30 protein-coding genes and 1 pseudogene are annotated in these 24,488 nt (G+C 30.8%); 4 read left to right on the top strand and 27 right to left on the bottom strand.

Translation table 11 applies throughout. The features are described from left to right. Positions 1-289: 289 nt before the first annotated feature. Together I6U48_RS30455 and ppsA are read right to left on the bottom strand one after the other, a co-directional pair. Positions 290-379 (bottom strand): annotated as a pseudogene (locus tag I6U48_RS30455) (ATP-binding cassette domain-containing protein); the annotation flags it as partial. A 115-nt stretch (positions 380-494) separates the two neighbouring features. Beyond that, positions 495-3,107: a phosphoenolpyruvate synthase gene (gene ppsA, locus I6U48_RS07585; RefSeq protein WP_218319811.1), complete on the bottom strand. Its 2,613-nt coding sequence runs from the start codon at positions 3,105-3,107 to the stop codon at positions 495-497. A gap of 182 nt (positions 3,108-3,289) precedes the next feature. Here ppsA and I6U48_RS07580 point away from each other — a divergent pair, with 182 nt between their 5' ends. Beyond that, entirely contained in the window at positions 3,290-4,471 is a 1,182-nt protein-coding gene (locus tag I6U48_RS07580) for a GGDEF domain-containing protein (RefSeq protein WP_218319810.1), read from the top strand. A gap of 253 nt (positions 4,472-4,724) precedes the next feature. On the opposite strand, the gene I6U48_RS07575 is transcribed toward I6U48_RS07580, so the two are convergent. From I6U48_RS07575 to I6U48_RS07525, 10 genes are all read right to left on the bottom strand, one after another. Continuing rightward, the gene (locus I6U48_RS07575; protein ID WP_246615234.1) at positions 4,725-5,087 is read right to left on the bottom strand and encodes an alpha/beta fold hydrolase; all 363 of its coding nucleotides are present in this window, start codon (positions 5,085-5,087) and stop codon (positions 4,725-4,727) included. Continuing rightward, complete coding sequence (locus tag I6U48_RS07570) at positions 5,062-5,421, bottom strand: DUF4180 domain-containing protein (RefSeq protein WP_218319809.1); 360 nt, start codon at positions 5,419-5,421, stop codon at positions 5,062-5,064. The genes I6U48_RS07575 and I6U48_RS07570 overlap by 26 nt, the downstream gene beginning before the upstream one ends. 5 nt (positions 5,422-5,426) lie before the next feature. Continuing rightward, entirely contained in the window at positions 5,427-5,918 is a 492-nt protein-coding gene (locus I6U48_RS07565; RefSeq protein ID WP_218319808.1) for a helix-turn-helix domain-containing protein, read from the bottom strand. 739 nt (positions 5,919-6,657) lie between these two features. Next, entirely contained in the window at positions 6,658-7,047 is a 390-nt protein-coding gene (locus I6U48_RS07555; protein WP_312890921.1) for a DUF3887 domain-containing protein, read from the bottom strand. Then, positions 7,031-7,825: a YhfC family intramembrane metalloprotease gene (locus I6U48_RS07550; RefSeq protein ID WP_218319807.1), complete on the bottom strand. Its 795-nt coding sequence runs from the start codon at positions 7,823-7,825 to the stop codon at positions 7,031-7,033. Before I6U48_RS07550 ends, I6U48_RS07555 begins: the two co-directional genes overlap by 17 nt. A 28-nt stretch (positions 7,826-7,853) precedes the next feature. Continuing rightward, positions 7,854-9,161 (bottom strand): sensor histidine kinase, encoded by a 1,308-nt coding sequence (locus I6U48_RS07545; protein WP_218319806.1) that lies wholly within the window; start codon positions 9,159-9,161, stop codon positions 7,854-7,856. A gap of 12 nt (positions 9,162-9,173) precedes the next feature. Then, on the bottom strand, positions 9,174-9,884 hold the full coding sequence (locus I6U48_RS07540) for a LytR/AlgR family response regulator transcription factor (protein WP_218319805.1): 711 nt from the start codon (positions 9,882-9,884) through the stop codon (positions 9,174-9,176). Between the two features lie 192 nt (positions 9,885-10,076). Next, positions 10,077-10,502 (bottom strand): EamA family transporter, encoded by a 426-nt coding sequence (locus I6U48_RS07535; protein ID WP_218319804.1) that lies wholly within the window; start codon positions 10,500-10,502, stop codon positions 10,077-10,079. Positions 10,503-10,646: 144 nt separating this feature from the next. Beyond that, the gene (locus tag I6U48_RS07530; protein ID WP_218319803.1) at positions 10,647-11,396 is read right to left on the bottom strand and encodes a GNAT family N-acetyltransferase; all 750 of its coding nucleotides are present in this window, start codon (positions 11,394-11,396) and stop codon (positions 10,647-10,649) included. A gap of 91 nt (positions 11,397-11,487) precedes the next feature. Next, the gene (locus I6U48_RS07525) at positions 11,488-12,915 is read right to left on the bottom strand and encodes a sigma-54 interaction domain-containing protein (protein WP_218319802.1); all 1,428 of its coding nucleotides are present in this window, start codon (positions 12,913-12,915) and stop codon (positions 11,488-11,490) included. A gap of 270 nt (positions 12,916-13,185) precedes the next feature. On the opposite strand from I6U48_RS07525, the gene I6U48_RS07520 reads away from it, so the two are divergent. Then, positions 13,186-14,001 carry a DAPG hydrolase family protein gene (locus I6U48_RS07520; RefSeq protein WP_218319801.1) on the top strand — a complete coding sequence of 272 codons (816 nt, stop codon included), beginning with the start codon at positions 13,186-13,188 and terminating at the stop codon, positions 13,999-14,001. Between the two features lie 110 nt (positions 14,002-14,111). After that, entirely contained in the window at positions 14,112-14,420 is a 309-nt protein-coding gene (locus I6U48_RS07515; RefSeq protein ID WP_218319800.1) for a hypothetical protein, read from the top strand. Between the two features lie 288 nt (positions 14,421-14,708). Here I6U48_RS07515 and I6U48_RS07510 read toward each other — a convergent pair whose 3' ends face one another. From I6U48_RS07510 to I6U48_RS07470, 9 genes are all read right to left on the bottom strand, one after another. Then, positions 14,709-15,131 carry a VOC family protein gene (locus tag I6U48_RS07510; RefSeq protein WP_218319799.1) on the bottom strand — a complete coding sequence of 141 codons (423 nt, stop codon included), beginning with the start codon at positions 15,129-15,131 and terminating at the stop codon, positions 14,709-14,711. Positions 15,132-15,184: 53 nt separating this feature from the next. After that, positions 15,185-15,442 (bottom strand): TfoX/Sxy family protein, encoded by a 258-nt coding sequence (locus I6U48_RS07505; protein WP_218319798.1) that lies wholly within the window; start codon positions 15,440-15,442, stop codon positions 15,185-15,187. A gap of 64 nt (positions 15,443-15,506) precedes the next feature. Further along, positions 15,507-15,704, bottom strand: coding sequence for a VOC family protein (locus tag I6U48_RS07500; protein ID WP_246615233.1), 198 nt, complete (start codon positions 15,702-15,704; stop codon positions 15,507-15,509). 234 nt (positions 15,705-15,938) lie between these two features. Beyond that, positions 15,939-16,400 (bottom strand): GNAT family N-acetyltransferase, encoded by a 462-nt coding sequence (locus I6U48_RS07495; protein ID WP_218319797.1) that lies wholly within the window; start codon positions 16,398-16,400, stop codon positions 15,939-15,941. Positions 16,401-16,483: 83 nt separating this feature from the next. Beyond that, positions 16,484-16,747, bottom strand: a complete 264-nt coding sequence (locus I6U48_RS07490; RefSeq protein WP_446681750.1) for a DUF3781 domain-containing protein — start codon at positions 16,745-16,747, stop codon at positions 16,484-16,486. 15 nt (positions 16,748-16,762) lie between these two features. Beyond that, entirely contained in the window at positions 16,763-17,488 is a 726-nt protein-coding gene (locus I6U48_RS07485) for a DUF429 domain-containing protein (protein ID WP_218319796.1), read from the bottom strand. Then, on the bottom strand, positions 17,485-17,844 hold the full coding sequence (locus I6U48_RS07480) for a hypothetical protein (RefSeq protein WP_218319795.1): 360 nt from the start codon (positions 17,842-17,844) through the stop codon (positions 17,485-17,487). The genes I6U48_RS07485 and I6U48_RS07480 overlap by 4 nt, the downstream gene beginning before the upstream one ends. Before the next feature lie 168 nt (positions 17,845-18,012). After that, the gene (locus I6U48_RS07475) at positions 18,013-18,480 is read right to left on the bottom strand and encodes a hypothetical protein (RefSeq protein WP_218319794.1); all 468 of its coding nucleotides are present in this window, start codon (positions 18,478-18,480) and stop codon (positions 18,013-18,015) included. Between the two features lie 176 nt (positions 18,481-18,656). Then, positions 18,657-19,598 carry a helix-turn-helix transcriptional regulator gene (locus tag I6U48_RS07470; RefSeq protein WP_218319793.1) on the bottom strand — a complete coding sequence of 314 codons (942 nt, stop codon included), beginning with the start codon at positions 19,596-19,598 and terminating at the stop codon, positions 18,657-18,659. Between the two features lie 105 nt (positions 19,599-19,703). Here I6U48_RS07470 and I6U48_RS07465 point away from each other — a divergent pair, with 105 nt between their 5' ends. Then, positions 19,704-20,126 (top strand): pyridoxamine 5'-phosphate oxidase family protein, encoded by a 423-nt coding sequence (locus tag I6U48_RS07465; protein ID WP_218319792.1) that lies wholly within the window; start codon positions 19,704-19,706, stop codon positions 20,124-20,126. A gap of 388 nt (positions 20,127-20,514) precedes the next feature. On the opposite strand, the gene I6U48_RS07460 is transcribed toward I6U48_RS07465, so the two are convergent. The 6 genes from I6U48_RS07460 to I6U48_RS07430 form a co-directional block, all read right to left on the bottom strand. Next, positions 20,515-21,549 (bottom strand): S66 family peptidase, encoded by a 1,035-nt coding sequence (locus I6U48_RS07460; protein WP_218319791.1) that lies wholly within the window; start codon positions 21,547-21,549, stop codon positions 20,515-20,517. Beyond that, positions 21,515-21,943, bottom strand: coding sequence for a 2-thiouracil desulfurase family protein (locus I6U48_RS07455; RefSeq protein ID WP_218319790.1), 429 nt, complete (start codon positions 21,941-21,943; stop codon positions 21,515-21,517). The genes I6U48_RS07460 and I6U48_RS07455 overlap by 35 nt, the downstream gene beginning before the upstream one ends. A gap of 152 nt (positions 21,944-22,095) precedes the next feature. After that, positions 22,096-22,464, bottom strand: a complete 369-nt coding sequence (locus I6U48_RS07450; protein WP_218319789.1) for a hypothetical protein — start codon at positions 22,462-22,464, stop codon at positions 22,096-22,098. A 144-nt stretch (positions 22,465-22,608) separates the two neighbouring features. Further along, positions 22,609-22,842, bottom strand: coding sequence for a DUF3781 domain-containing protein (locus tag I6U48_RS07445; RefSeq protein ID WP_218319788.1), 234 nt, complete (start codon positions 22,840-22,842; stop codon positions 22,609-22,611). 564 nt (positions 22,843-23,406) lie between these two features. Further along, on the bottom strand, positions 23,407-23,820 hold the full coding sequence (locus I6U48_RS07440) for a GNAT family N-acetyltransferase (RefSeq protein ID WP_218319813.1): 414 nt from the start codon (positions 23,818-23,820) through the stop codon (positions 23,407-23,409). A 480-nt stretch (positions 23,821-24,300) separates the two neighbouring features. Beyond that, a complete protein-coding gene (locus I6U48_RS07430) occupies positions 24,301-24,486 on the bottom strand; it encodes a DUF4177 domain-containing protein (RefSeq protein WP_218319787.1) in 186 nt (61 codons plus the stop codon). Positions 24,487-24,488: the final 2 nt, after the last annotated feature.

Below are 24,488 nucleotides of genomic sequence, written 5' to 3'. Positions count from 1 at the left end.
TAGATAACCACCCCAGACACTTAACTTATACTCAGGGATATATTTACATTCTGGAAGACACATTTAAATACTTTTGCTACAAGTCTTAGCTTTTTTAAAAATATGGGCTTTAGACTTGTCAAAAGTATTTATCGTGTTGGAAGAATGTAAATATATCCGGTCGCATAAGTTAAGTGTCGGACGTGGATGTCTATATTAATTCAATTATAATAATTAGTGTACTACTAGTTAAAAAATTCGAACCAAAAATACCAAAGAACAAGTACAAAACGCCTAAAGCCACTAATTCAATAACCTTTTGCTGATTACCTCCAGATAAATTTTTGACAAGTTGGTTATGCGTTGGAGTTTTGATCTTTAACTCCTTAATATATTTTTGTGTATCCTTAACACATTTGTTATCCATCACATATGAAAAGGCACCCCTTATTGGGAAGCCTTTCTAGCTTTCATCTTTTATTTAATTCCCCAGGAGAAAGACAACATCTTCCCCATTATAGGATTTCTACATACCCTTCTGTTCCATTCACGCGAATACGCTGCCCATCTTTTATCAGTCTGGTAGCATTTTCTACTCCAACAACTGCTGGTAAGCCATATTCACGTGCGATAACTACTCCATGGGTCATCAGTCCACCAACTTCGGTGACTAGGCCCTTTATAGATACAAACAACGGTGTCCAGCTAGGGTCAGTAAAAGAGGTGACTAATATATCTCCATTTTCTAGATCAGCATCTTCCATGTTTAAGATGACACGCGCACGCCCCTCTATAACTCCAGAAGAAACAGGAAAACCTGCAATAGCGCCCGCTGGAAAATTTTCTCGTTTGTACTCACCGGAGAGTGTTTCACCATCAGAAGTGATAACCCGTGGGAGAGTTAGTTTTTCATATAATTTATGCTCATCTTTTCGTTTATTGATGATGTGGTAATCCAGTTTTTTTGTGTGCACAACTTCCCGAAGTTCTTCAAAAGTTAGATAGTAAATATCTTCTTTTTCATGAATAACACCTTCTTGCACCAGTCGTTCGGCTTCCTTCATCAAAGCCTGCTTATAAACAAAGTAGCGATTAACCATTCCGTATTTTGGATATTCACGATAACCTATAAAATTCCGGATCAGGTCAATCATTCGTTTTGTCTCTTTGGCCTTTTGTTCTCCATCCGGCAATTGCTTCAGCCTTTCTAATAACTCTTGTTCTTTTTTCAAAGCTTCCTGTTTCCCTTGCTCAAATTTCCTATTTCCAGCATTAGGCTCAAAGTTTTTTATATTATTGAGAATCATGGGAACAAGTGTAATTGGTTTTTCGCTTAAGCGGGTTCTAGTTATATCGATTTCTCCGCTGCATCTCATTCCGTATTTGCTCAAATAAGACAAGATTGCATTCCTAGTCTCCTGTCCACCATCAATTTTAACTATTTTCTCCAAAAAGTTATCATCTTTTACATGTTGTAAATAATCAATTATTTCTGGATAAGGACGAATCACATCTGCAACATCCAATAGCTCTAGACCCATTTTCGAAGTAATATTGTTTGGTACAGATTGAGAAAGCGTGTCTGCTACGTTTTTTTCACCTAACCACTCCATCATTTTTTCATTGATCCAATGTGAAGCATTTATAGCAGCCATAAATACAGCTGTACTTTGTGGGTCAAATAAAATCTTCTTTAACTCATTTATATCTTTTAGAATAAAATCAATTAAATCTAATCCTGATTTGGTTTGTATTTTTTGTTTTAACTCTTCTATCGATGTTTGGCTCTTCTTAATTAAATCAGAAACGATTGATGGATTACTTTCGATTTGTGCTTGAGTATCCGTAGGTGGTACACTTTTATTAACATTACCAAAACTCTTCTCTTTCTTATCATTTGGTAAACACTTTATGAAATCTCGCTCTATTATGGTCATAAGTGCATCTTTCATGAGAGGATCGTGTTGCCCCATGTTATTTAATAACATTTTTCTGCTATCAGGTGAAGCCAGCATTTGTGCCACATCAACAAACAATCTTCCCCCAGCTTTAAACCTGTGTCCAAAAGATATTAACTCCATTAAAGACATTCCTAGTGGTTTCAAGGGGTCTGTCATCATTTGTTGATGACCCACGGATAAATAGACGTGATTTTCTTCATCCTTCGCTTCTGGGATTGGGTATAAAGTAGTGATTGGACGACTCTGGACAATATAAAATGTATCTTGAGCCAAACACCATTCTATGTCCTGAGGACAGCCGAAATGCTCTTCGACCTTTCTGCCCATGAGCGTAAGGCTCAAAATCTGCTCATCTGTCAGTGCTTGCCTATTCTGCATCTCAGGCTCAATCTCCTGTTGTTTCGTACCACCTTTCTTTAAGGCATAAATAGCTAGCTTCTTGGTGGATATCTTCTTGCCTATCGCCTTGCCGCTCTGCACTTTATAGATATCAGCATTCACAAAGCCAGAGACCAGGGCCTCACCAAGGCCGAAGCTGGCATCAATGGATAACACCTTTCTATTAGAAGTTACAGGATCGGCAGTAAACAAAACCCCTGCCACCTCTGGGAACACCATCTTCTGAACAACCACAGACAGGTGTACTTTACGGTGATCGAAGCCATTTTGAAGGCGGTAAGTTACTGCCCTTTCGGTAAATAGCGATGCCCAGCACTTGCTGATATGCTTTAGGATTGCCTCCCTTCCGATAACGTTCAAATACGTATCCTGCTGGCCTGCAAAGGAGGCTGTTGGTAAATCCTCTGCAGTCGCGCTGGAACGCACGGCATAGCCATCTTTTTCACCAAACTTTGTGAGAAAAGTGGCTATCTCTTCTGCTATATCCTTAGAAATAGCTATTCTTTCAATGACTATGCGAACTTTCTTGCTAACTTCACCAATTTTTTCTCTATCTTCTACTCTAAGATGCGATAACTCATCTAATAAACCATTAAGCTCCTCATTATTTTCAGTTATCTTTTTATAGGCTTCTGTGGTAACACAAAAGCCTTCTGGTACTAGGATTTTTTCGATCTTGGATAATTCGCCTAGGTTGGCGCCTTTACCTCCAACCATGGAAAGCTTTGTTTTGTCAATTTCCTGAAAGCTAAGCACATATGAGTTCATACATATTCTCCTTCCTCCTTTTAGTCGGAACCGGTTGTAGTTTAACCTCTTTTTTAGATATGGGTGAAACACATTCTCTATGAAGTGACATCTGTTCCTATAATACACATAATAAGCGCAAATTATAAGCCTGTTATTTAAAAATTTCATATGATATAATAAAAGTGGGAGGAGTAGATACGATGTTTACTTATAGAATATCCTCGTTTTTCACAATCCTTTTTTTCGTTTTAACAGCTCACAGCCTGCTTACAAGAAAAAAAACAATAAGATTCTGTATAGTTGCTTTTATATTAAATACATTATTTATTTTTTTAAATGGTATTTATTTGACAGGATATACAGATAACGAGGGAATCGTAAAGGTTATTCTGTATTTTATCTCCTTTTTTTACATAGTATATCTAAACTTAGTTTTTGAAGAGTCCCTGTCAAAAAAAGTATTTACTTTCTTTAGTATTTGGCTGTTCTCTACAATTGCACTTTTTATTGCTACACCATTCGCAGAATTAGTTTCAGGTATTGATGATATTAATTATACTCAAAACCTTATATATATTTTCAGAAATTTTATTAATATTTTATTCTTATTAGCTGCTTATTTTGGGATAGGTAAACATTACAAAGCAATTCTTAACTTAGTGTCTGATAAAACCATAAGGTATATGTCTTTATACCCAGTTATTGCCTTTTTATTGTTAATTACTAACTTTACGACACCCACACACATTGCACATTTAAGAAATTTTAATTCTATATATGATATGATATTGTTTTTATCATTCATAATCGTGGGATATGTACTTGTATTTGTAGGAATATTTTCAGCATCTCAAATAGTTTCCATGCAATGCAACATGGAGAGGTTAGAGTTGATTTCAAAAACGGATTCATTAACTGGGCTATACAACCGGAGATATATTATGGAAAAACTTGAAAATGAGCTTATAAATTATAAAAAAACTAAAAACAAATTTTCAATTATCATTGCAGATATAGATTATTTTAAAAAGATAAATGATAACTTCGGACATGACTGCGGAGATCAAGTGCTGAAAGTAGTATCCCAAAACTTACGAGATGCGGTTCAAGAACGAGGTTTTGTATCCAGGTGGGGAGGAGAGGAATTTCTTATCTTGCTTCCAGAAACAGAAATCGTGAATGCCAGCATACTGGCGGATAAAATCAGGAAAATTATTGAAGAAGAAATTATTGAGTATAATGGAATTCAAGTATCACTTACATTGTCCTTTGGGGTAACCGCTAATGAAGATTATGAAATGATTGATGATACAATAAAAAAAGCAGACGATGCATTATATAAAGGAAAAGGTCAAGGAAGGAACTGTGTTGTTTCATCATAATTTTTCAATTTACAAACTGTGGTGATTTTACAGGATCTCTTACAACTTATCATTAAGGATATAGTCATTAACCTAGACAGAGCAATCAACAATGTTAATCTCAAGTTCGATGAAGAAATACAAGAACACTTCTTTAGAAGCGAAAATGAAGAATCCTCACCTGTTGAAGGCTCTTCATTCACTTAAAAGAAAAACAAAAGAGATTCTCCGTAACGGGTATAACGTAAACTTTTGTTTTTATAATTCAATATCACTAACTATTAAAATTTAACCACGCTATTATTTTATTTACATCACTAACATTAGAATGACCAGCTTCAGCTATAATATTTATTTCTGCATGTGGAAGTAACCCTCCTAAACGTCTTGCAGTCTTATCTGAATAGAGCATTATATCTTTTGCTCCTACAAATAGTACAGTTGGCATGGTTAATAATTTTAATTCATTATCAGAAAATATAGGAATTGTCTCTCGCCTATAATTAAAGCTCTTTCCTATAAGCTTCTGATATTTTAACATTTCTTCTGGTATAGGCTGATTCCCATTAACTTTGTAATATAACTTATCTATACCTTTCTCCTTAGTGTCATCAATTTGAAATCCAAGCTTCAGCATCCTGAATATTCTTAAATGTTCTGAAATGATTTCCTTTGTTAGCTTCCATAATCATTTCTTTAAATCTATCATTAAGCTTTTCGACCTCTTCAATAATAACAGCAACTTTTACGTGGTAGTTTATAAATTTTTGCAATGCAATACCTGCGAGTCCAGTTTTAAGATTAAAAAAATCTTCAGATAATACATTAGAACGCAGTATTATTTTATAAACGTCATTTTCCATACATATAGATATGCAATCCACCACATCTTGCTCTGAAGAAAGTTTCTTAAAATCAGAAGCAAATTCAATATATTTATTGTTATTTTTATCTACTACTCTGTAATTCAAAGTATTCACTCTCCTTTAGTTTGTTCCACAAGCATAGAAATTGAACTTAGCATCTCTTCAATAAAGCTTATATTTCCCCATAATAAAACTCTTAATCTATTTACCTTTTCATCATATTTCATATTAATTGTGGATTTTCCTATTTTAGAATCTTTACAATTCATTAGTGCTATAAGAGTATTTGATATTCTAAAATATTCTTCCTTATCTACATCATTAATATCCACAACAGTAGACACATTTACCTTTTGCTTTATATTATCTTTTACTTCTCCATTAGTAACAAAATCAATATTTGACTCTTCACTAATCTTTTCATCACTTATATTAACATTGTTTTTTTCCATAAAAATACTTAAATCATGACCTGAAATTCTCCATTGCTTTCCGACTTTACTTGCTGCAAGCTTACCTTCTGTTATAAACTTTCTAATAGTTTTGTGATGCAGACCTAATATTTCTGCAATTTTATCTATTGTATAAAATTGATTCTCCATAAAAAATCTATCCCTTCAAAATTAATCTATGATCAAATTATAATAACATTTTTTGCAATCGTCAAGCATTTTATTGTATTTTATTTAACTTTATTGTACTTTATTATACTTTAGTGTGGTTATCTTTTTATATATTCTGAAGTATATTACCATTTGCAAAACATATTTATATCCTTATTATAAACAAAAATGGGGCTGTCGCAATAAGATATCCAAACCAGGCACTTAACTCATACGCAGGGAGATATTTATATTCTGCAAGTCACATTAAATACTTTTGCTATAAGTCTTAGCACAGTATTTTAGAAAATCTTAGAATTATTTATATGTTTGAGGTACGAGTTTATAAATGATTCTTAGATTTTCTAAACACTGTGCTTTAGACTTATCAAAAGTATTTATTGTGATGGAAGAATGTAAATATCTCCCGGAGTATGAGTTAAGTGCCTGCCTTAGATGTTATTGCGACAGCCCCTTTCAATATTACAATATATATTTATTCAATAACATGTTCAAAGCATGGATTACCATACCGTCCTGTTCTCAAACACGACAATAATAATGGTAATCATTAATTTTATAATGGTATATCCTTAAATGTAGTTTCTTTAATAGAATGCTTTATCCACGGTCCTTGATTTAATTGTCCAGCTATCCTTAATTCCTCTTCTGCTACTTCTTTATTTGGAAACATTTCATATTCCTCCAACATCTCAAATATATCAAAGCATTTATAGGTCTATTTCATATAAATGCCAACTAACTCCATGTTTTTGTTAAAGGATAATGTAAATTGAACCTTACCCTTTTCATATTTAGCTATTGATATGACTACCACATAATCTTTTTCCTCTTGAAAAACTATCTTGGATATAGAGTCGTACTTTCCTAAGTTTTTGAAATTAGAGCATACTTCCTTTAATTTACTTGCAGGTAAGTCCTTCTTTAAGTCTTTATTTAGTTTGGCTACAACATCATCATATTTTTCATTGTTTAAATCATTTATAATCTCCTCTGAAGCAGCCTTTAACTTATCCTCGCTATAAGCACTGCTTAATTTTTTAGCACCACAGCCTCCAAGCATGGTAATACATAAAATTATTAATAAAACTTTATATAATCTCTTCACCTTTATCTACCTCTCCTTTAAATTGTCTTTTTATTTTTATTGAGAAAATTAATAGCACTGCAGCATAGATTCCACACAAAAGCTCAACTAAATATACACTAAAACCTAAATTCATAAAAATAGCAAGACTAGAATCTATAGCTCCATGAATTAGTATGGCTAAACCTAGATAACGCTTCTTTCCCTTGTTAATTCCATATAGAATCAATAAGGTTAGTCCAATATGAAGAAGGATGGCAAATATTCTTTCAATACCCCCAAATAATACATTCATGCTGTTTGTTGTTTCAAATAATGCTCTAACACGTTCCTCGCTGAGGCCATATTTACTACTATCATAACTTCCTTTATTAAGAGAAATTAATATAAGTAAATTTTGTACACTAGAAGCACCTGATATAATCATAGCTTCTATGCCGCCATGTCCCATTCCAAAAGAAAGTCCATCAAACCAACTTCTATTTTTCTTAAGAGCTAATTTAAAACCTAAGAATCTTCCCACTTCTTCAAATAAACCAGCGGTAGCACCTAAAAATATACAGTAGCTTATGGGGTGTAATACTGTCATGATGCTGTACCATTCCATCTTAGGTAATATATATTGAATAATTGGCAGCCTCAAAAATACTTGAGATATTAAAAATACCAAAACACCTATAAAAAATGATTTTATTCCTCTTTTTTTAGCTGCTATAAGGTAAATAAGATACCCTATTGGTATTCCAAAACATATAATGATATTTATAATAAAACATATTGTTAATGACGAGAATCTCATAATATCATCTCCTCGTAAAAAATTTCAGCTAATTACTCGGAATAACTATATTAACTTTAAAGTTTTTTTCATCATAGTCTATTCTCATGGTTCCTTCATATTTCTCTAATGCCATTCTTACATTTTGTAAACCTAAACCTTTATGATTTTTTTTCGTTGATTTAAAAGTATAATCACCTTTTACAGGTGGTTTATTAATAGAATTAGTTATATTTATTACAATAAAATCATTAAAGCTATCAACTTTTAACAGCGTATTTTTCTCTTCAGCTGCAGCTTTTGCCCCTTCTATGGCATTATCTAGAAGATTTGAAAATATAGTAGTTAAATCTATATCCTTAATAAAGTCCAGATCTACATCTCCTATTTTGCAATTTAGTTCTACCTCAAAACTCTCAGCTCTCTGCACTTTGTCATTAATTATTATGTTTAATACTTTATTGCTTGTATAACATTTATGAATAAATTTATCAAACATTTTATACATATCCTCTGTGTATCTTTGAGCTTTTTCATTTTCTTGAAGCTGATATAAATGCTCTATAGTTTGCAAATGATTTTTCATATCGTGGATAATTTTTCTTGAATTCTTATATTTACTTTCTAAAGAAGTATAATATTCATACTGAATTTTAGCTTGCTGTTCATAAAGCTGCAGCTCACTTTTCAGTTCATTATTTTTAGATATTGACCCAAAAATATTGGTAATGAATATATTTAAAACAATAATTGAAACAACATTTGCTAACAATAAGATTATGTCTTCCATAGATAAATACACCTGAATATACATCATTAATGTAGTAATATAAAAAATACTAAATACAGGCAGTACTAAAAAATTCAAATATTGCATGGGAGTTATTCTCTCAATTTTTTTCTTTTTATAGAATATTATAAATAATCTTGAAGCACTAAGATTTGCAAATTGCATTACTGTTGAAACTGTTAAAATCAATATATCAGTGTTATAAAAATTAATATTAAACTTCAAACAAATAAATTGAAATAAGGAAGCCACTATTATCTGAAAAACAGCTAAAAATACAATGTACATACTATAATAAAAAATGTAAATTTTCTTATTGTTATAAAGAAAATATCCAACTGCAGAGGTTGCAGCTAAAGTTATAAATAAATTTAAAAGTTCACCGCAGAACATCTTGGATAAAAAAATTATGAAAGTAAACCCTATATATCCTATTACATAAAAATATTTTTTATAATATAGGGTTCTTCCAAGCCTACTCATAAAATCAAAAATTATATAAGTAGAAAATAGCCCTAATAGAAAGGTTATTATCTGCACTAAAATTGCAATTGAATTGTTAACCATAAAAGCCCCACCTTACATATTTTTTATATGATTTTCTAAAAACATATTAAATTTATCTCTAAATTCTGCTGACTTCTTTTGAGAAAGAGGTATAACAGCGCCATCCATCATAAAAATGTCATATCCCTTTATGGATTTTACATAAAACAGGTTTATAGTAAAACTCTTATGGGGCATTAGAAAATCATATTTATTCATATTATTTGCAATGGTGGTTATGTTTTCCTTTAAGGTATAAACCTTATCTAATGTTTTAAGCTTAACTCTACGATTTGCATACTCAAAATAATATATATCCTTAGGAGCTAATCGGACAACTCCCTCTGCTGTTATAAATTCTATTAATTCCTTTTCTTCTTCCTCTTTAGAATAGATTATAGCCTCATTTAGTTGGGTATAAATTTGCTCTTTTTTAATAGGCTTGTTCAAATATCCAAAAGCATGAACCTCAAAAGCCAAATTTACATAATCGTTAAAGCTTGTAATATAAATTATTTTTACAGTCTTATCATAGCTTCTTATTCTTTTTGCAGTTTCAATTCCATCTATTCCTGTCATATCAATATCTAAAAATATTACATGAAAATTCTTTCTTTCGCTTAGTAATTCTTCCCCACAGCTATAGGTACTTATTGCACACCTGCCTCCTTCATAATCATCTATATACTTTTCAATTTGATTTATAATATTTTTATCATCATCACATATTGCAATATTAATCATATATTCTCTCCACTAGCGATTTATTTTCCTTTTCCTAGGTTAATTTCATTATATAAGCTGGTAAATTTTATTACAATATATCTTGCATAATGTACAGTTTTTAGTGCTTGAAAGACTGTTTTTATGATCCTACTATTAAAATTCTAGAAGAGAGGCAAAGAAAAACTTATGTAGTTGATTATGATTTTTCAACTACTTAGTTACTAATAATAGACCAACGGCACATAAAACCATTCCCAAAATCTGATGGAAAGAAATATTCTCCTTATATATAAAGACACCAACAATCAACAAAACGCAGGCCAAGCTTATATTTGCTACAAGTGAACCTGTGCTAACATTCCAACCAACTCTGTAAATGTAAATATACCCAAATTCAAGTGCAACGATTGATAAACCCAAAACTACAGCAGTCCAATTTGATTTTTGAATTTCAGTAATTACATTTTTGTTCTCACTTGTAATAAAAAATAATAGTATAGACAATAAAGCAGCAGTAAAATAGGTTATAGAAAGTGATGCTAAAGGATGTACTTCACTAGGCGTTAATTTTGCACTGATATTATATATAGTGTTTGCTGCTACGACAATAATAATAGGCCAAAATAAATTAATCATAATATACCTCCTAAAATAAAAAAAAACCACAAACAAAAACCTTTGTCTGCGGTAGGTGTTCACCCAAACTACTTAATATTTTTTAGTTTAACATATCATGTTTTTTTAAATTTGCCAAATTAATCAAATTGTAATTTATCATAATCATATTTTCTTCCTAGAGTATAACTCCACCCACACTGGTATAAATCCTGATTTAATGGCAACACCTTGAGAATATATATTAGATTCAATAGTACTATAAAATGGAACTTTTCCTCTCTCAATAATTTCATTCTTTAATAAAGAAACTAAATTTGTGGCTATCCCTTTTCCACGGTAACCTTCCATAACGTTAATACCAATCTGCCACATATCTTTACCATCACAGCTTGCCCCTGCCATACCAATAATCTCATCTCCATTTAAAGCAGCAATAGCTAAAACATCTGGATAATTATCATTAAAAGCAAAAGCTTCATCAAATCTATCATCGTCTTTAAATTGAATAATATCATCCTGCTCATACCATCTAACATCTGTGATAGGCTCTACCTCTTCTAAAGTTGCTAATGGTAAATAAAAATGATGAATATCAGCTACCTCATGTCCAAAATCTTGAAGTATTTTGTCTATATTCCTAAGTACAGGAAATAGAAATAACCAATTAGCATCATAATCCTTTAATTTTTCTTCAAACCAAGGCATAATTTCTGGTGTAGTAGAAACCACAGCTCTTCTTCCAAAACAGAGAATCTTAAGTAAACAACCATCATTATTGTATAGTCTTCTTCCTATTTTATATTGTTTCTCAACCACAGTGCTTTCATTTTTCTCTAGATCTTCAATCTCACAGCTAAAATCTAAAGATAGTTGTTTTTTTGCAATATTTAATATCTCATTTTTAGTAAACATAAATTCTCCCCCCTATTTGTATCGTGTTTTCCAAACAATATATACTCACTAAATTAATTTAATCTGTTCAATATTTTATTATTACTTTGATCTAATTTTCTCTTACTTTCACAGCTTTATCTAGGGTTATACCATATCTTTTTATCTTATTATAAAGTGTAGATCTGCAAATCTTAAGTTCTTTAGCAGCACTAGAAATATTATAGCTGCAGTTTTCCAATGTATTTATGATTAGTTGCTTTTCATGAGCTTCAAATGAACTTCCTATTGCCATTTGATTCAATTTATTCTGCGGAAATGTACTGTCAGAATTATGATGATAAAGATTCAGATCTGGCTCAATGATTCTCAATATGTTATCTGGACTTACTTGCTTATTATTATAATTTACACTAAGACGATTAACTACATTTCGTAACTCACGTACATTTCCTGGCCAGTTATATTGATATAATGTTTCTAAGGACTCATCTGAAAAACTTATGTTTAGCTGACCTTTGTCAATAAAATGCTTAACCAGAATAGGTATGTCTTCTTTTCGAGCACGTAAAGGTGGTACTTTAATTTCTATTGTGTTTAGCCTATAATACAAATCTTGTCGAAATTTACCTTGACCGCAGAGTTCCTTAAGATTTCGATTAGTTGAAGCAATTATTCTAGCGTTTAATGGTAGCAGCTTATTACCTCCAATTCTCTCATATTCCTTCTCTTCTAATACTCTAAGCAATTTGCTCTGTAATCGCAAATTCATATCACCAATTTCATCTAAAAGCACAGTTCCGCCTGCAGCTAGTTCAAATTTTCCTTTCTTGGCAGCTACCGCACCAGTAAAAGCTCCTTTTTCATATCCGAACAACTCAGACTCCAGTAAATCATCTGGAATAGCTGTGCAGTTTATTTTTACAAAAGGGGTAACAGCTTTCATATTTTCTGAATGAAAGCCACTAGCTAAAATCTCTTTTCCTGTGCCTGTTTCACCAATTATTAAAACTGGATAAAGTGTTTTAGAAGCCATTCTGCATTCCTCCAACATATTTTTAACAACAGAGCTTTTGCCAATATAGTCATTAAAAGTATAGTTAGAATCTACTCTAGCTAGCACATCATATATATCTTTAAATTGGGATTCAGTAGATTTTGTCATATTAGCTAATATATTTTTTAAATTATTAAGATTTCTAAAAAGAACTACTCCAATTACTCCTATAACTTTACCATCTGAAATAATAGGAAATAGATTCGTCATACACTTCCTTCCATTAATAACAACCATAACTCCTGTTTGATGTTTACCAGTGTTTAAGACACTTTCAAATGGTGATTTAGCATCAATACAGCTATAATGCTGCCCTATAACTTCTTCCCTTTTTAAATTAGTGAGTTCTAAGGACCCTCTACTGCAATGAATAAAATGTCCGTTCTCATCAATAATAACGGCAGCATCAAAGGCAGTATCTAACAATTTATCTAATATGCCGTTGCGAGTATTAATCTCCTCTAAAGTAAAGTCAAAATACATTGCATATCCCTCCTTATTCTATAAGTTTATGTTTTAAATCTTTTAACGTCAATAAAAATGTATAAGCTTTTACACATTAGATTATACACTTGTATAAAATATAGACATCATTAGGCTTATTATGTTTAAAAAGCAACAAGATATAACCAAGCTTTGACAACGTTTTCTTAATTGGCATAGTTTTTGCTATTCTAAATATTTATATAAATGCCTCGTAATATATTAAATTTGAGGTCATTTACATAAATAAAATAACGGGAGGAAAGAAAAATGATAAAAAAAGTTCCAGTAAGAAACATTGATCGGGAGAAAAGCTACTTTAAGTATTATCTGCAGGACTGTGCTTTAGGTTCAAAAGAAAAGTATGACCTAATCACTACGAATCCTTACGATAATGCTGCAGCACTACGTATTCATGACAGAAATGATTTATTCAACCCTGGTGATTTGCCTGGAGAGTTTGGATGGTGGTTACTAGAAGATGGTACAGCATTAATAGCCAATCGCACATTTTTTCCTAATGTAGATGGGGAAATGTTTGATTGGTGGTTTGCTTGGCACCCACTTGATCGTCTTCGTTATGCAATCTGGGATAACGAAGATCATTACGATGTATATTTAGAAGATCCAACTCATTCAAGAGATATGAGCTTATCTATGCAGCAACGCCACTGGGATAGTGTGCATAATATCTGGGAAGATATTGGTACCGGTAATATTGATTTGCTTAGTATCAACTTTAAAAAACCCTCTGATCTTGGCTACGATATGAGTAAGATTGGTACAAAAGCATGTAATTCACTTATCTGTGCAAATGTACAAGTTATTGGAAGTGGAGATATGCCCGATGTACCTGTAGTTATGACACACTTTTTACGCCCTGTAGAAGGAGGCTCTGAACTACGTTCACGTTTTTGGTTTGGGTGGCAAATTATTGATGGCAAGCCAGTTAAGTGTATTCCAGATGGATTTAAGATTCCTGCCCTTGGACCAGTTTGTCTATTAAACCACAATGTTAAGGAATTTTCAAATCTAGCTAGCATTCTTCCTAATGTATATAAGGAAGAAAAGGATAACTGGTTCTAATAGTATTGTTTTTCTCCTTAGGAGGAAACTGCAAGATACTGCCAGCTATGTTTTTAAGTTTCCTATGCGGTGCTTTATGGGGATTAGTATTCTTTTATTTCGCAGGATTGATGTCTAGTTACCCTATTGCAATGGTTTTTGGTATATTAACTACAGTTATAATCTTCGCAATATTAGCTATCCATCCAATTTTTTTAGACAAAACTCCTTTCGGAATAGTACCTTGTGTATTATTAGGATTCATAGAATCACTTTTCACTTTCTTAATAAAACCTTCTAACGTTTCACCAATTGGCCCAATTCATTTGGTTGCATTTTTTGGATATGGTATGGTTCTTTCCTTTATACTTGCAAAGACAAATGAATTATTTTGTAAGCTAATTTTAGGTCAAGATTCTGCTAAACCTGTGACTAAATAAAATTCACTTCACTATAGTAACGCTAAGCAATATTAATAACAAGTTTGCATCTTAAAATTGCTTAAATTTGTAAGTATCGAAATAGCAGATAACTTTAAAAAAATGTTATCTGCTATTTTTATAACTTTACCAATTGCAACTGTGATTCATAATTTTATTATTATAAACCTGTTTTTTTCCTAGAGTATAGCTCTGCTCATACCATCTAATATCTGCCATAGGTGTTACATCTTCTAAAGTTGCTAATGGTAAATAAAATTAATTTAATCTGTTCTGCAAATTGAAAACCTATTTAACTCTTTTAGACATTGGATGATTATCATTAAACTCGACTAAGTCCCACAGATTCCCATACAAATCTTTAAATACTGCAACTGTTCCATAATCTTGTTCTTTAGGTTCCCTAACAAATTCTATACCTATTTTTTTCATTTCATTATAATCACGCCAAAAATCATCAGTTCCTAAGAAAAGAAAAACTCTTCCACCTGCTTGATTTCCTACAAAAGACTCTTGTTCAGGCTTAGATGCTCTTGCAAGTAATATTGTTGTTCCATTTGAACCTGGTGGAGATACTACTACCCATCTTTTATCTTGCTCGGGTTGGTAGGTATCTTCTACTAGTGTAAAATGAAGTTTTTTTGTGTAAAACTCTATTGCTTCATCATAATCTTTTACAACTAAAGCAATATGTACAACTGATTGAACCATAATTTACTCTCCTTATTCCATGTAAATTTATTTTAATAGAACCAAATTACTATTTACCTTTTATGCCAATTATAAAAATCTTTTAGTTCTGCTTTACGTTCCTGTGGTAACGTAATTTTCTTAACACCATGTATTGCACCTTCCAATGCTAACAATCTATGAATACACGCAGAAGCATCAATTTCCTGTATTTTCAACCATGCCTTTTCTGTACCAGTATCTTTTAATTCATCATAAGTAAATATACCTACTTCATTCAACTGCCTTTCAATTTCCTTTCCGATATTAGGCAGTTTTGATAATTCTCCCATAATAAAGCTTCCTTTCAAATTTACTATTAATATTACTTAACCTTAAATTAGATTTTGTTGCTTATTAATCTGTAAACCTCAATAAATATCCATCTGAATGAATTTCTTCAAACATAAACTGACTTTCACCATAAGATAAAAATATGAACTTTTCGTTTATTCTTTCATATTCTGTTTTAAAACCTAAAATAGATATATAAAATTGCTTTGTACATTCAATATTAGTTACTGATAATTCCGGTATTAGAACATTAAATTTCACAATTCTTCTCCTAAAAACATTATATTAGTACTCTTTGCTTTAACTTTAATACAGTAGCTATTTATTCTAAAGTAACAACTACTCCACAGTTGAGTAGACTCACACCTCTCAATGTAATCACCTCACAGATCCATCTACTATTTCAGCAGAAGCTCTGGGAATACTCATCCTCACTAAAATCTCTGGACAAACTTCAATTACTTTAATTTTCTCCAAGGTTATACTAATATTTTTTTATCTACCCAAAGCATTCTCCGGCACATTATCACCAATTAGCTGCTTTGAAAATTTGAAATGAAAGTTATGCATACCTTCTCTCATATAAAAACGATGCGTATCTTTGCGCAATTGATTGCAGTCCACTTCGATTTGTAAACATCCCTTATCTTTTGCAATCTGACAACTTTGAGAAAACATTTCTTTTCCAATGCCCATGTTTCTACATGCAGTGGCAACTGCAAATTCAAGAATTTCGGCTATCCCCTCTGCGTGATGCAGTTGCTCTTCAAATCGCATATTCAAAGCGCCAATTACCATACCATCCTGTTCGCAGACAAGGCAATAATAATAGCAGTCACTAATTTGTTTATAGTAGATTTTTTCAAACTTGTCATATGGAAGTTTCTTATTTTCCATGCCGCATATTAGAGAATAGATGGCTCTGCAGTCATCTAAAGTACTTTTTCTATACACCATAAAATCACCTCTACAGATTACTATTTATATTACTCAACCTTAAATTTAAATCTTATTTGTTTAATCTCTATAAGAATTCCAGTCTATTTTTTTATCTTATGAGCGGTAATAATTGTATAACTATATGCATTAACCGTTATTTTACAATCATCTATGTCTATATACCAATTTTTACCCTTTCTAACTATTATAGCATAGGGGCTTAGTATTTTGTCACTGCACCATTTTACTACATCATCCACCTCCAAAAAAAGATTCTTTTTAATTCTTTCAGCTCCCAACTTGGTTGTGTGCAACTTATCTAAGTCTTGCAATAATTCAGATTTATTATCATCCACTTTTATCACCTATTCTCAATAAAACTATTCTTTACTATATGCAAATAATATCTGCATACCTATATTCTTGTTGTCTATTTCTCTACATTCAGGAAGCACTACAAATCCATTTTCCAATCCGTATAGCCCACTAATGGATAAGCAAAGGGCATCAATAATATCATCTAATGCCACTTCTTTTCTTTTGTAATTATTTAAAGCATACTTTATTATCTCATCAGTATTTCTATACAATTTTCGAAGTACATTAATTCTTTCATCTGCGCCTTCTTTACATTTCTTGCTGTATTTCATTGGTTGTCCACTCAAAGCATAAAAACAAACCTCTGGATGAGACTCCTTCAACTTACCTACCACAAACTCATTGTTTACTACAAATTCATCAACCTCTCTAATTTTAGAAACAATGCCCCAAGTCTGTTTGGATAGACCCCTTTCCAATATTTCCTTATTTGTCTTATGTGCTTCTTCATAAGTCTTACAGTAAACTGCTTGTCGGCATGGTACTGGAAATACGCTTGATCCTCGACCATGACCCAATAACTTTCTTGCTTTTAAATCACATAATCGCTCTTCTTTTCCAGAGTCTTTAAGCCCAATAGGTATATCTATAAGAATAATATCTGAATCAGCGTAAATCTTATGTAAATCCCGAGCACTTTTAAAGATTTGTAATTCCCATTTCCCATTGTCATATATGGATACTGCAAACCAACCTGATTTACAGCCATCTACTCCTACACTCTTCATTTACTAATCTCCTCTGTTATTAAGCTTTTTGAAATGTACATAGCATTTATAATTTTATTAAAGCGAGTGTGATGAGAAGTACCTTTCTCAAATTTCGCCTGTCCTTTTTCACATTTATTGATAATTGAAACTACAGGCTGCATGGAATCTATCAGTTCCTCTTTTGTATATTGCTTCATAACATCTTCATCTAATATTAATGCTTTTGAAATATATAAAGCTTTTATCCTATTCTTAAGCAATGTATGCTGAGATGTACCCTCTTCAAATTTGGGCTTCATTTTTTCACAATTAGCGATAATTGAAGATATAACTTGTAACGCTTCCGCCAACTCTTCTTCTGTGTATTTATCCATAATATTTCACCTCAATTTCGTATATGTCAATATTATATTATAATACAATCTATACTTACCTGAAAATAACCTGCTAACAAATTTACTATTTATAATAGTTTGTTAAACTTTTAGCTTTTGCAAAATGACTCATATCTTGTATTTAATATAACTTCAAACTTTTAATAATTATCTCATTCTGTTCATCATTAATATTTTTAGTATCTTCTTTGGATTCAGTGCAGTTCTTAATTTCCCAGATACTTTTCCACTAATTATAAAGTCCATACTACTAATGGCATTACACAACACTTTCATACTAACGAAATTATAAAAGTTAAAACCACCTTCTTCGCAAATCCACTGTTTTTTGTGATAATTCATCAACTGTCTGTTTGTCAAAGAAATCCCGACAGGTGTCCTTTTAATTTTGTAAAAAACAAGTATTCCTTCTTCCACATATAATTCATTTATTGAAAGAAATCCCTCTTTGTTTTCTATCAGTTTGTTTTTCTGCAAATTCTCATTATTTGAAATTATAGAATAGAGAATTTTAACTTCTAATGGAAGTTTAATATTTAATTCACTTTCTACCTTTTCATAATCTATACTGTTGTTTATGTTACTGTTAACGGATATCTGACTTATAAGTTTCAAACATTCCTCAAACCAAATAAGTTCTGGCTCTGTTGCTACATGATTATCTCTTAAAATTAATTTACTATTATTTCACTTGCTAACTTTTATTAAATGGGATCTTTAAAGCATTTAACTACCCATTATTATCCTAATTGGAATTTATATACTCCACATTTATGTTTATTTGTACATCCCTATCTTGATAATAGGTGTTGTTTCAAAATATCCATTTTTTTCATCATGAGCTCTTTTAATTTAATTGGTTGTATGAATAATATATTCTTACTATAACCAATTAAATAAGTCGCAATAAATTCTTCTTCTCCTTTATTATAGAAACCTCGAATAAAATTTCTTTCCTTCTCAACATAAAGTTTCATTGAAGGATAGTGTTCTTTATAAAATAAGTCCACTCCCTGTTTTGATATTTCAATTTCAAAATCAGTTGCATCAGGAGCTTTATATAGCGTATCAGCAGTCTTTACAAATTCCACAAACGGTTTTGCTTCATACTTTGTGCTTTCCTTAACATCTAACACTTTATCACATCGAAATACTTGTGTACTATCCGTCTCAAAATTATACCCAGTAGCATACCATTGACCATATACCGATGAAATATCAAAAATTTGTAGTATATATCTATTCTCAATACCTTTTTTACTATATTTAATTTCGCAAACTCTTTCTTCCATAGCAAATTGTAAAATGTCTTTTAAAAAATAACTATGATTATTATGTTGAATAGCACCTAAACTAAATATTTTTTCCATTCTATGTAGCATTTTCACCTTTTCAGTTGATAAACAATTTTCAAATTTATTCTTCAATTTCTCTATACTTAAATGAAAAGGAGTTGTTTCATATGCTCCTAAAGTCAGCATTGAAAAATACATAGCAAATACTTCATCAACTGTAAATATTATAGGCGAAAGCAATCGATTTTGAAGAATGCCATAATATCCATTTCTACCTGATTGTGAGTATATTGGCATACCTATTGTTTCTAATGCCTTTACATCCCTTATAGCTGTACTCTTTGATATAGAATACTTATCCATTAAATCATTTAAGTTAAATGAATTTTTATCATTTAAAAATAGCATCATATCATTTAATCTTTCTGATTTATTCATAACCATTTCCTTTACTAATAAAATTTAATTTTAAATTAAAAGGTATCAACATTTGACATCTTTTCAAAGTATACTATGATTATAGAAAAAAGAGGAGAAATATTTATGATAACTAAAAAAGATTTTATACGAATAATGGATGCACAGAATGAAATTGCATTGGCAACAAGTCTAGATAACTGTCCAAATGTCAGAATAGTGAATTTTTATTTTGACAGCAATACAAACATTTTGTTCTTTACTACTTTTGAAGATAATAATAAGGTAAAAGAGTTTGAAAATACTCCTAATATTGCTTTTACTACAATTCCTCACCATGGTAATGAACATGTTAAAGCAAAAGGAATTGTTAAAAAAAGCTCTCGCACAATTTTTGATGTTGCTGATGAGTTTATAAGAAAAATTCCTGAATATAAGTATACTGTAGCGGAAGTTGGACAATACTTAGTACTTTTTGAAATTGAATTTCATACTGCTGTGGTAACATTAGATTTTAAAAATATTGATACTATTATACTAAATAAATAAGAGTTCCAAGAAAATATCTGATCATCTTATCCTTAATTAAAGACGGGTAGATATTTCAATAAATAAAAATATGCATTTATATGTGGAATTAGAAAAATCTTCACTAGGTATGGCAAATATTAATGATAATTACTCTTATAGAAAGTTAATGATTTTATTTGAACTTTCTATAAGAGTACATTTTGTAAAAATATTGAAGGTTAGCTTTATGATATTGTGCTCCGAGGATACTTATGAGTGCATCGAATTTGCTATTATTTCTAAAACCAATGAATTTATAAGACCGTTTGTTTTATTTTTTTATAAATATTATTGTATTTCATTTACCAAATTATGTTATATATTTGCAAATTTCAGGTAGTCCCTAGCACCATTCTGAGGCAATGACTTATACTGTTGGACTTTCCAAAAAAGTTATTGTTTTTTGTTTACAATCTAACTCTGTTATAATACCATATGGAATTATACCTATTGGTTTAGCATGTCCAAAATTTACGTTATAAAAAATCGGTAAATTTAATAGTTTTTCTTCCTTTACTACAACTTGATTAATAGCTGTCTTGTATTCTTCATAATATTTTTCACCCTGCGGTTTACCAACTATAATACCGTTTATTTCTCTTAATATTCCTTGTGCAGCAAGATTTCTAAAAGTCCATTTGATAAAATTAGGAGATGGTTTATCCTCACTTGTTTCAATAAAAAGTATTGAATTTTTCCATTCCTCTAAGGTTGGCCAAATTTTTGTGCCATTTGTCATCATAAATACATCAATACATCCACCTAAAAGTTGCCCTTTTATGATTCCGTTACCATTAATAATTTCATAACCATGTGTATCTTTTTTCATTGTATGTGGAGTATTGATGTTGCTTTCTTGCCAATAAATGCAGTCATCTGTCCATTCTGGACTTGGACAAAGCCTGTATTTACTCCAATCACCAAACAATATATCATTTACAGCATTTTTAGTATAATCAAATATTTGAACATACTCTCCAAATTCGCACATTATTGACGGTCCGTAGAATGAAACAAGACCTGCCTTAAACATCATAAAATGATTAACTGTACTATCTGAATATCCCATGAATATTTTCGGATTGGTTTTTATTATTTCTAAATTAATATATGGTAGAGTTCGAATTGTATCATCCCCACCTATAGCACAAAAAATAGCTGAAACTGACTTATCTTCAAAGGCATCCATTAAATCTTTTGCTCTTAGTTCAGGGTGTTGTGCTACAAACTCACTGCCTTTTAATGCATGAGGCATACAAACTACTTCTAATCCGAAATCTTTTTCAAGCCTTTCCTTTGCAATTTTGAATTTATGAATGAAATTGTCATCTCCTAATCCTCCCCATGAAAGACTAACAATAGCAATTTTATCGCCTTTTTTCAATCTTTTTGGTTTTATCATTTAAAGCACCTCTCTTTTGCATAATATAAAAAATTTTCAGTATAAATTTAATCAGCTTTCCTGTAAAGCTACCATCATAAATTCTGTTAACTCCACAAGTGGGACTACGTGACTGAAGAATTACTAAATCAATATCTTCTTGCTTTATTTTTTCTAAAGCCATTTCAACACCTTTTCGATATTCCTTATCAACATCTTTACCATTAGATTCAGTAACACATCCATCTACTATTTCAGCAGAAGCTCTTGGAATACTCATGCCAACTAACATCTCTGGACAAACTTCAATTACTTCTTCATCTTTTAAAAAATCTACTACTCTTGAATTTAAGTTGTTGCCGCCATTATATTTGCAGTTACATCCTATAATACAAGAACTAACCAATACTTTCATAAATTAAATTCATTCCTTTCACTTCCCTGCACATGGTTATAATTTTCTTCCACTCCCAAAACCTTATAGAACTTATTTACTTCCCTGTTCAACTTATTAGGTTTTATAATTCCACAGTAAAATTCATTCAAATAATATGATATTTTATAAACTTATTTAATTTTTTTGGCATATAAATAATACCAATCATTATCTATATTATATGTATCTTTTGTAATTTCTAAATTTATATCTTTCATCATATTAATAAGACTTTCATGAGTAAAAGGTGTAAATGTTAATTCACTATTATATAAAGAAACACTTCCATTTTTATTTATCTCTTGCAATAGTATCTCAACCTTAGCTTTCTGTTCCATTCCATTTAACATCCAATGATATAATGGAATATAATCAATGCCCTTGTATGAAATTTTATCATAAACAGTAAATCTCTTATTTTCTTTAATTACCTTATCCCAATTACGATTTTCAATTACAAGTGTTCCATTACAATTAAGTATTTCTGAAAGTGCTTTCAAATTAGCTTTTCTTGATTTATTTTCTGGAGAATGTACTAGTGAGTTTCCTGTGCAAAATACAATATCAAATTCTTTATTATATACTTTGGGTAACTCAATCCATTCTTTTCTCTTTTAATCTTTTATGAGAATTCCAATCTATTTTTATATCTTATGCGCGGTTATAATGGTATAACTATATTCATTAACTGCTATTTCACAATCATCTATGTCTATATACCAATTTTTTCCCCTTCTAACTATTATGGCATCGGAGTTTAGTATTTTTTCCCTACACCATTTTACTACATCGTTCACATCCAAAAAAAGATTCTTTTTGATTCGTCCAACTCCCAACTCGGTTGTGTGCAACTTATCTAAGCTTTGTAGCAATGGCATTGCACAATACTTTAATAATAACAAAATTATAAAAGTTAGAACCACCTTCTTCGGAAATCCACTCTTTTTTGTAATAATTCGTCAACTGTCTATTTGTTAAAGAAATTCCGATAGGTGTCCTTTTAATTTTGTAAAAAACAAGTATTCCTTTTTCCACATATAATTCGTTTATCGAAAGAAATTCCCCTTTGCTTCCTACCAGTTTGTTTTTCTGCAAATTCTCATTATTTGAAATTATAGAATAGAGAATTTTAACCTCTAATGGAAGAAGTATTCCTCAAGCCAAAGAAGTTCTGGCTCTGTTGCTGCATGATTGTCTCTTAAAAGATATGCTTTATCATTTTCTGGAAGGAATCTAAAGCTTTCATCAATAATAATTGACTTTGACGTTGAAATCTTTTTAAATCCTGATACCTGCTTGATAAAAATATCTCCATAGTAAATTGTATTTTTTAAAATATAGTGCTTTTTTGAATATCCATAATTCTCCCTATATCCTCTTAATAACTTTTACTAAATTCAGTTTAATAATAAACCTATAAACTGAAAATTTTGTCTTTGTATTTAAAGAGTTTTGGTAAAATAATAGCGTTTTCCTGTTATGGGATACTCCTCCAATACGAACACTTCCTTGTATCCATATTTTTCATAAAACATAGGTGCCTGAAAACTGAAGGTATCCAAAAACGCATACTTACACCCTCTCTCTTTTGCTGTTTCTTCTGCTTGTTTTAAAATTTGGCTGCCAATACTTTGTCCTCGTAGACCTTCACTTACCCACAAAAATTTCACAAACAGCCAATTTCCATGTGTGTTTCCAATCAATCCTGCAACTTTTTTTCCTATTTCGTCTTGTAAATAAATTCCTAAATCCTTTTGATTTTTATCTTCAATTCTCGCTAAATTATATTCCAATAAGCCCTTAAAAATAATTTCTTTATCTTGTTCTTTAATTTCATCAGTTATCTCAAAATTCATTTTAATTTCACTCTCCTTACCTGTCTTATAATCACCTATAAATTTAGGGCTATAAAGCATACCTTTTCTCACCTAATAACTCAAGATTCATTCTGTCACTACTCAGCAATAAAATTATTATCAATATTCACGTAATATAATTTATCAAACCCCTCATCATAAGTTGGTATTACAATCCCTATTGTATAAATCTTACAAAACGTTACTCTAAAGTTTCTTCTATATCTTTTATTTTACCATAAAACTCAACTTGTCTATTGATTTCGTGTAATCGTATTTTATGAAGAGTATGAGAAGATTCAAAGAAAAGAATATTCTTATACTTTATATTTATAACTTTATTCAGAATATATATTTAATAAACTTCATAACTTTATTCTATATAAAAGCAACCTGTATTTCATTAATTAAAGTAATGAAATACAGGTTATTTTTATTGAAATGTTAAACTTATTCAACTCAAGTTCATAATGTATAATTTTATTTTTCAATTTCTCGCTCAAATATAATTTCATATTCAGTAGGCTTACCATTAGAATTATAATACATGGGCAATACTTGTGTTAATTTCCAACCCTCTTTAGCATGTTTATCTATTATTTCATGGTGATTTGCTTCAGTAAAGAAACCTCCTAAAGTTGCTTTAACATACTTATACTCATACATTT

The sequence above is a fragment of the Clostridium thailandense genome (assembly GCF_019207025.1).
GTDB classification, from domain to species: domain Bacteria; phylum Bacillota; class Clostridia; order Clostridiales; family Clostridiaceae; genus Clostridium_AM; species Clostridium_AM thailandense.
Note: the sequence above shows the minus strand (reverse complement) of the source record. Positions and strands in the feature narration are given on the sequence as shown.

Coding starts and splice junctions, on each gene's coding strand:
- ppsA (WP_218319811.1), bottom strand. CDS start 3,107: ATGAACTCATATGTGCTTAGCTTTCAGGAAATTGACAAAACAAAGCTT.
- I6U48_RS07580 (WP_218319810.1), top strand. CDS start 3,290: ATGTTTACTTATAGAATATCCTCGTTTTTCACAATCCTTTTTTTCGTT.
- I6U48_RS07575 (WP_246615234.1), bottom strand. CDS start 5,087: ATGCTGAAGCTTGGATTTCAAATTGATGACACTAAGGAGAAAGGTATA.
- I6U48_RS07565 (WP_218319808.1), bottom strand. CDS start 5,918: ATGGAGAATCAATTTTATACAATAGATAAAATTGCAGAAATATTAGGT.
- I6U48_RS07550 (WP_218319807.1), bottom strand. CDS start 7,825: ATGAGATTCTCGTCATTAACAATATGTTTTATTATAAATATCATTATA.
- I6U48_RS07545 (WP_218319806.1), bottom strand. CDS start 9,161: ATGGTTAACAATTCAATTGCAATTTTAGTGCAGATAATAACCTTTCTA.
- I6U48_RS07540 (WP_218319805.1), bottom strand. CDS start 9,884: ATGATTAATATTGCAATATGTGATGATGATAAAAATATTATAAATCAA.
- I6U48_RS07535 (WP_218319804.1), bottom strand. CDS start 10,502: ATGATTAATTTATTTTGGCCTATTATTATTGTCGTAGCAGCAAACACT.
- I6U48_RS07530 (WP_218319803.1), bottom strand. CDS start 11,396: ATGTTTACTAAAAATGAGATATTAAATATTGCAAAAAAACAACTATCT.
- I6U48_RS07525 (WP_218319802.1), bottom strand. CDS start 12,915: ATGTATTTTGACTTTACTTTAGAGGAGATTAATACTCGCAACGGCATA.
- I6U48_RS07520 (WP_218319801.1), top strand. CDS start 13,186: ATGATAAAAAAAGTTCCAGTAAGAAACATTGATCGGGAGAAAAGCTAC.
- I6U48_RS07515 (WP_218319800.1), top strand. CDS start 14,112: ATGTCTAGTTACCCTATTGCAATGGTTTTTGGTATATTAACTACAGTT.
- I6U48_RS07510 (WP_218319799.1), bottom strand. CDS start 15,131: ATGGTTCAATCAGTTGTACATATTGCTTTAGTTGTAAAAGATTATGAT.
- I6U48_RS07505 (WP_218319798.1), bottom strand. CDS start 15,442: ATGGGAGAATTATCAAAACTGCCTAATATCGGAAAGGAAATTGAAAGG.
- I6U48_RS07495 (WP_218319797.1), bottom strand. CDS start 16,400: ATGGTGTATAGAAAAAGTACTTTAGATGACTGCAGAGCCATCTATTCT.
- I6U48_RS07485 (WP_218319796.1), bottom strand. CDS start 17,488: ATGAAGAGTGTAGGAGTAGATGGCTGTAAATCAGGTTGGTTTGCAGTA.
- I6U48_RS07480 (WP_218319795.1), bottom strand. CDS start 17,844: ATGGATAAATACACAGAAGAAGAGTTGGCGGAAGCGTTACAAGTTATA.
- I6U48_RS07470 (WP_218319793.1), bottom strand. CDS start 19,598: ATGAATAAATCAGAAAGATTAAATGATATGATGCTATTTTTAAATGAT.
- I6U48_RS07465 (WP_218319792.1), top strand. CDS start 19,704: ATGATAACTAAAAAAGATTTTATACGAATAATGGATGCACAGAATGAA.
- I6U48_RS07460 (WP_218319791.1), bottom strand. CDS start 21,549: ATGATAAAACCAAAAAGATTGAAAAAAGGCGATAAAATTGCTATTGTT.
- I6U48_RS07455 (WP_218319790.1), bottom strand. CDS start 21,943: ATGAAAGTATTGGTTAGTTCTTGTATTATAGGATGTAACTGCAAATAT.
- I6U48_RS07445 (WP_218319788.1), bottom strand. CDS start 22,842: ATGCCATTGCTACAAAGCTTAGATAAGTTGCACACAACCGAGTTGGGA.
- I6U48_RS07440 (WP_218319813.1), bottom strand. CDS start 23,820: ATGAATTTTGAGATAACTGATGAAATTAAAGAACAAGATAAAGAAATT.
- I6U48_RS07430 (WP_218319787.1), bottom strand. CDS start 24,486: ATGTATGAGTATAAGTATGTTAAAGCAACTTTAGGAGGTTTCTTTACT.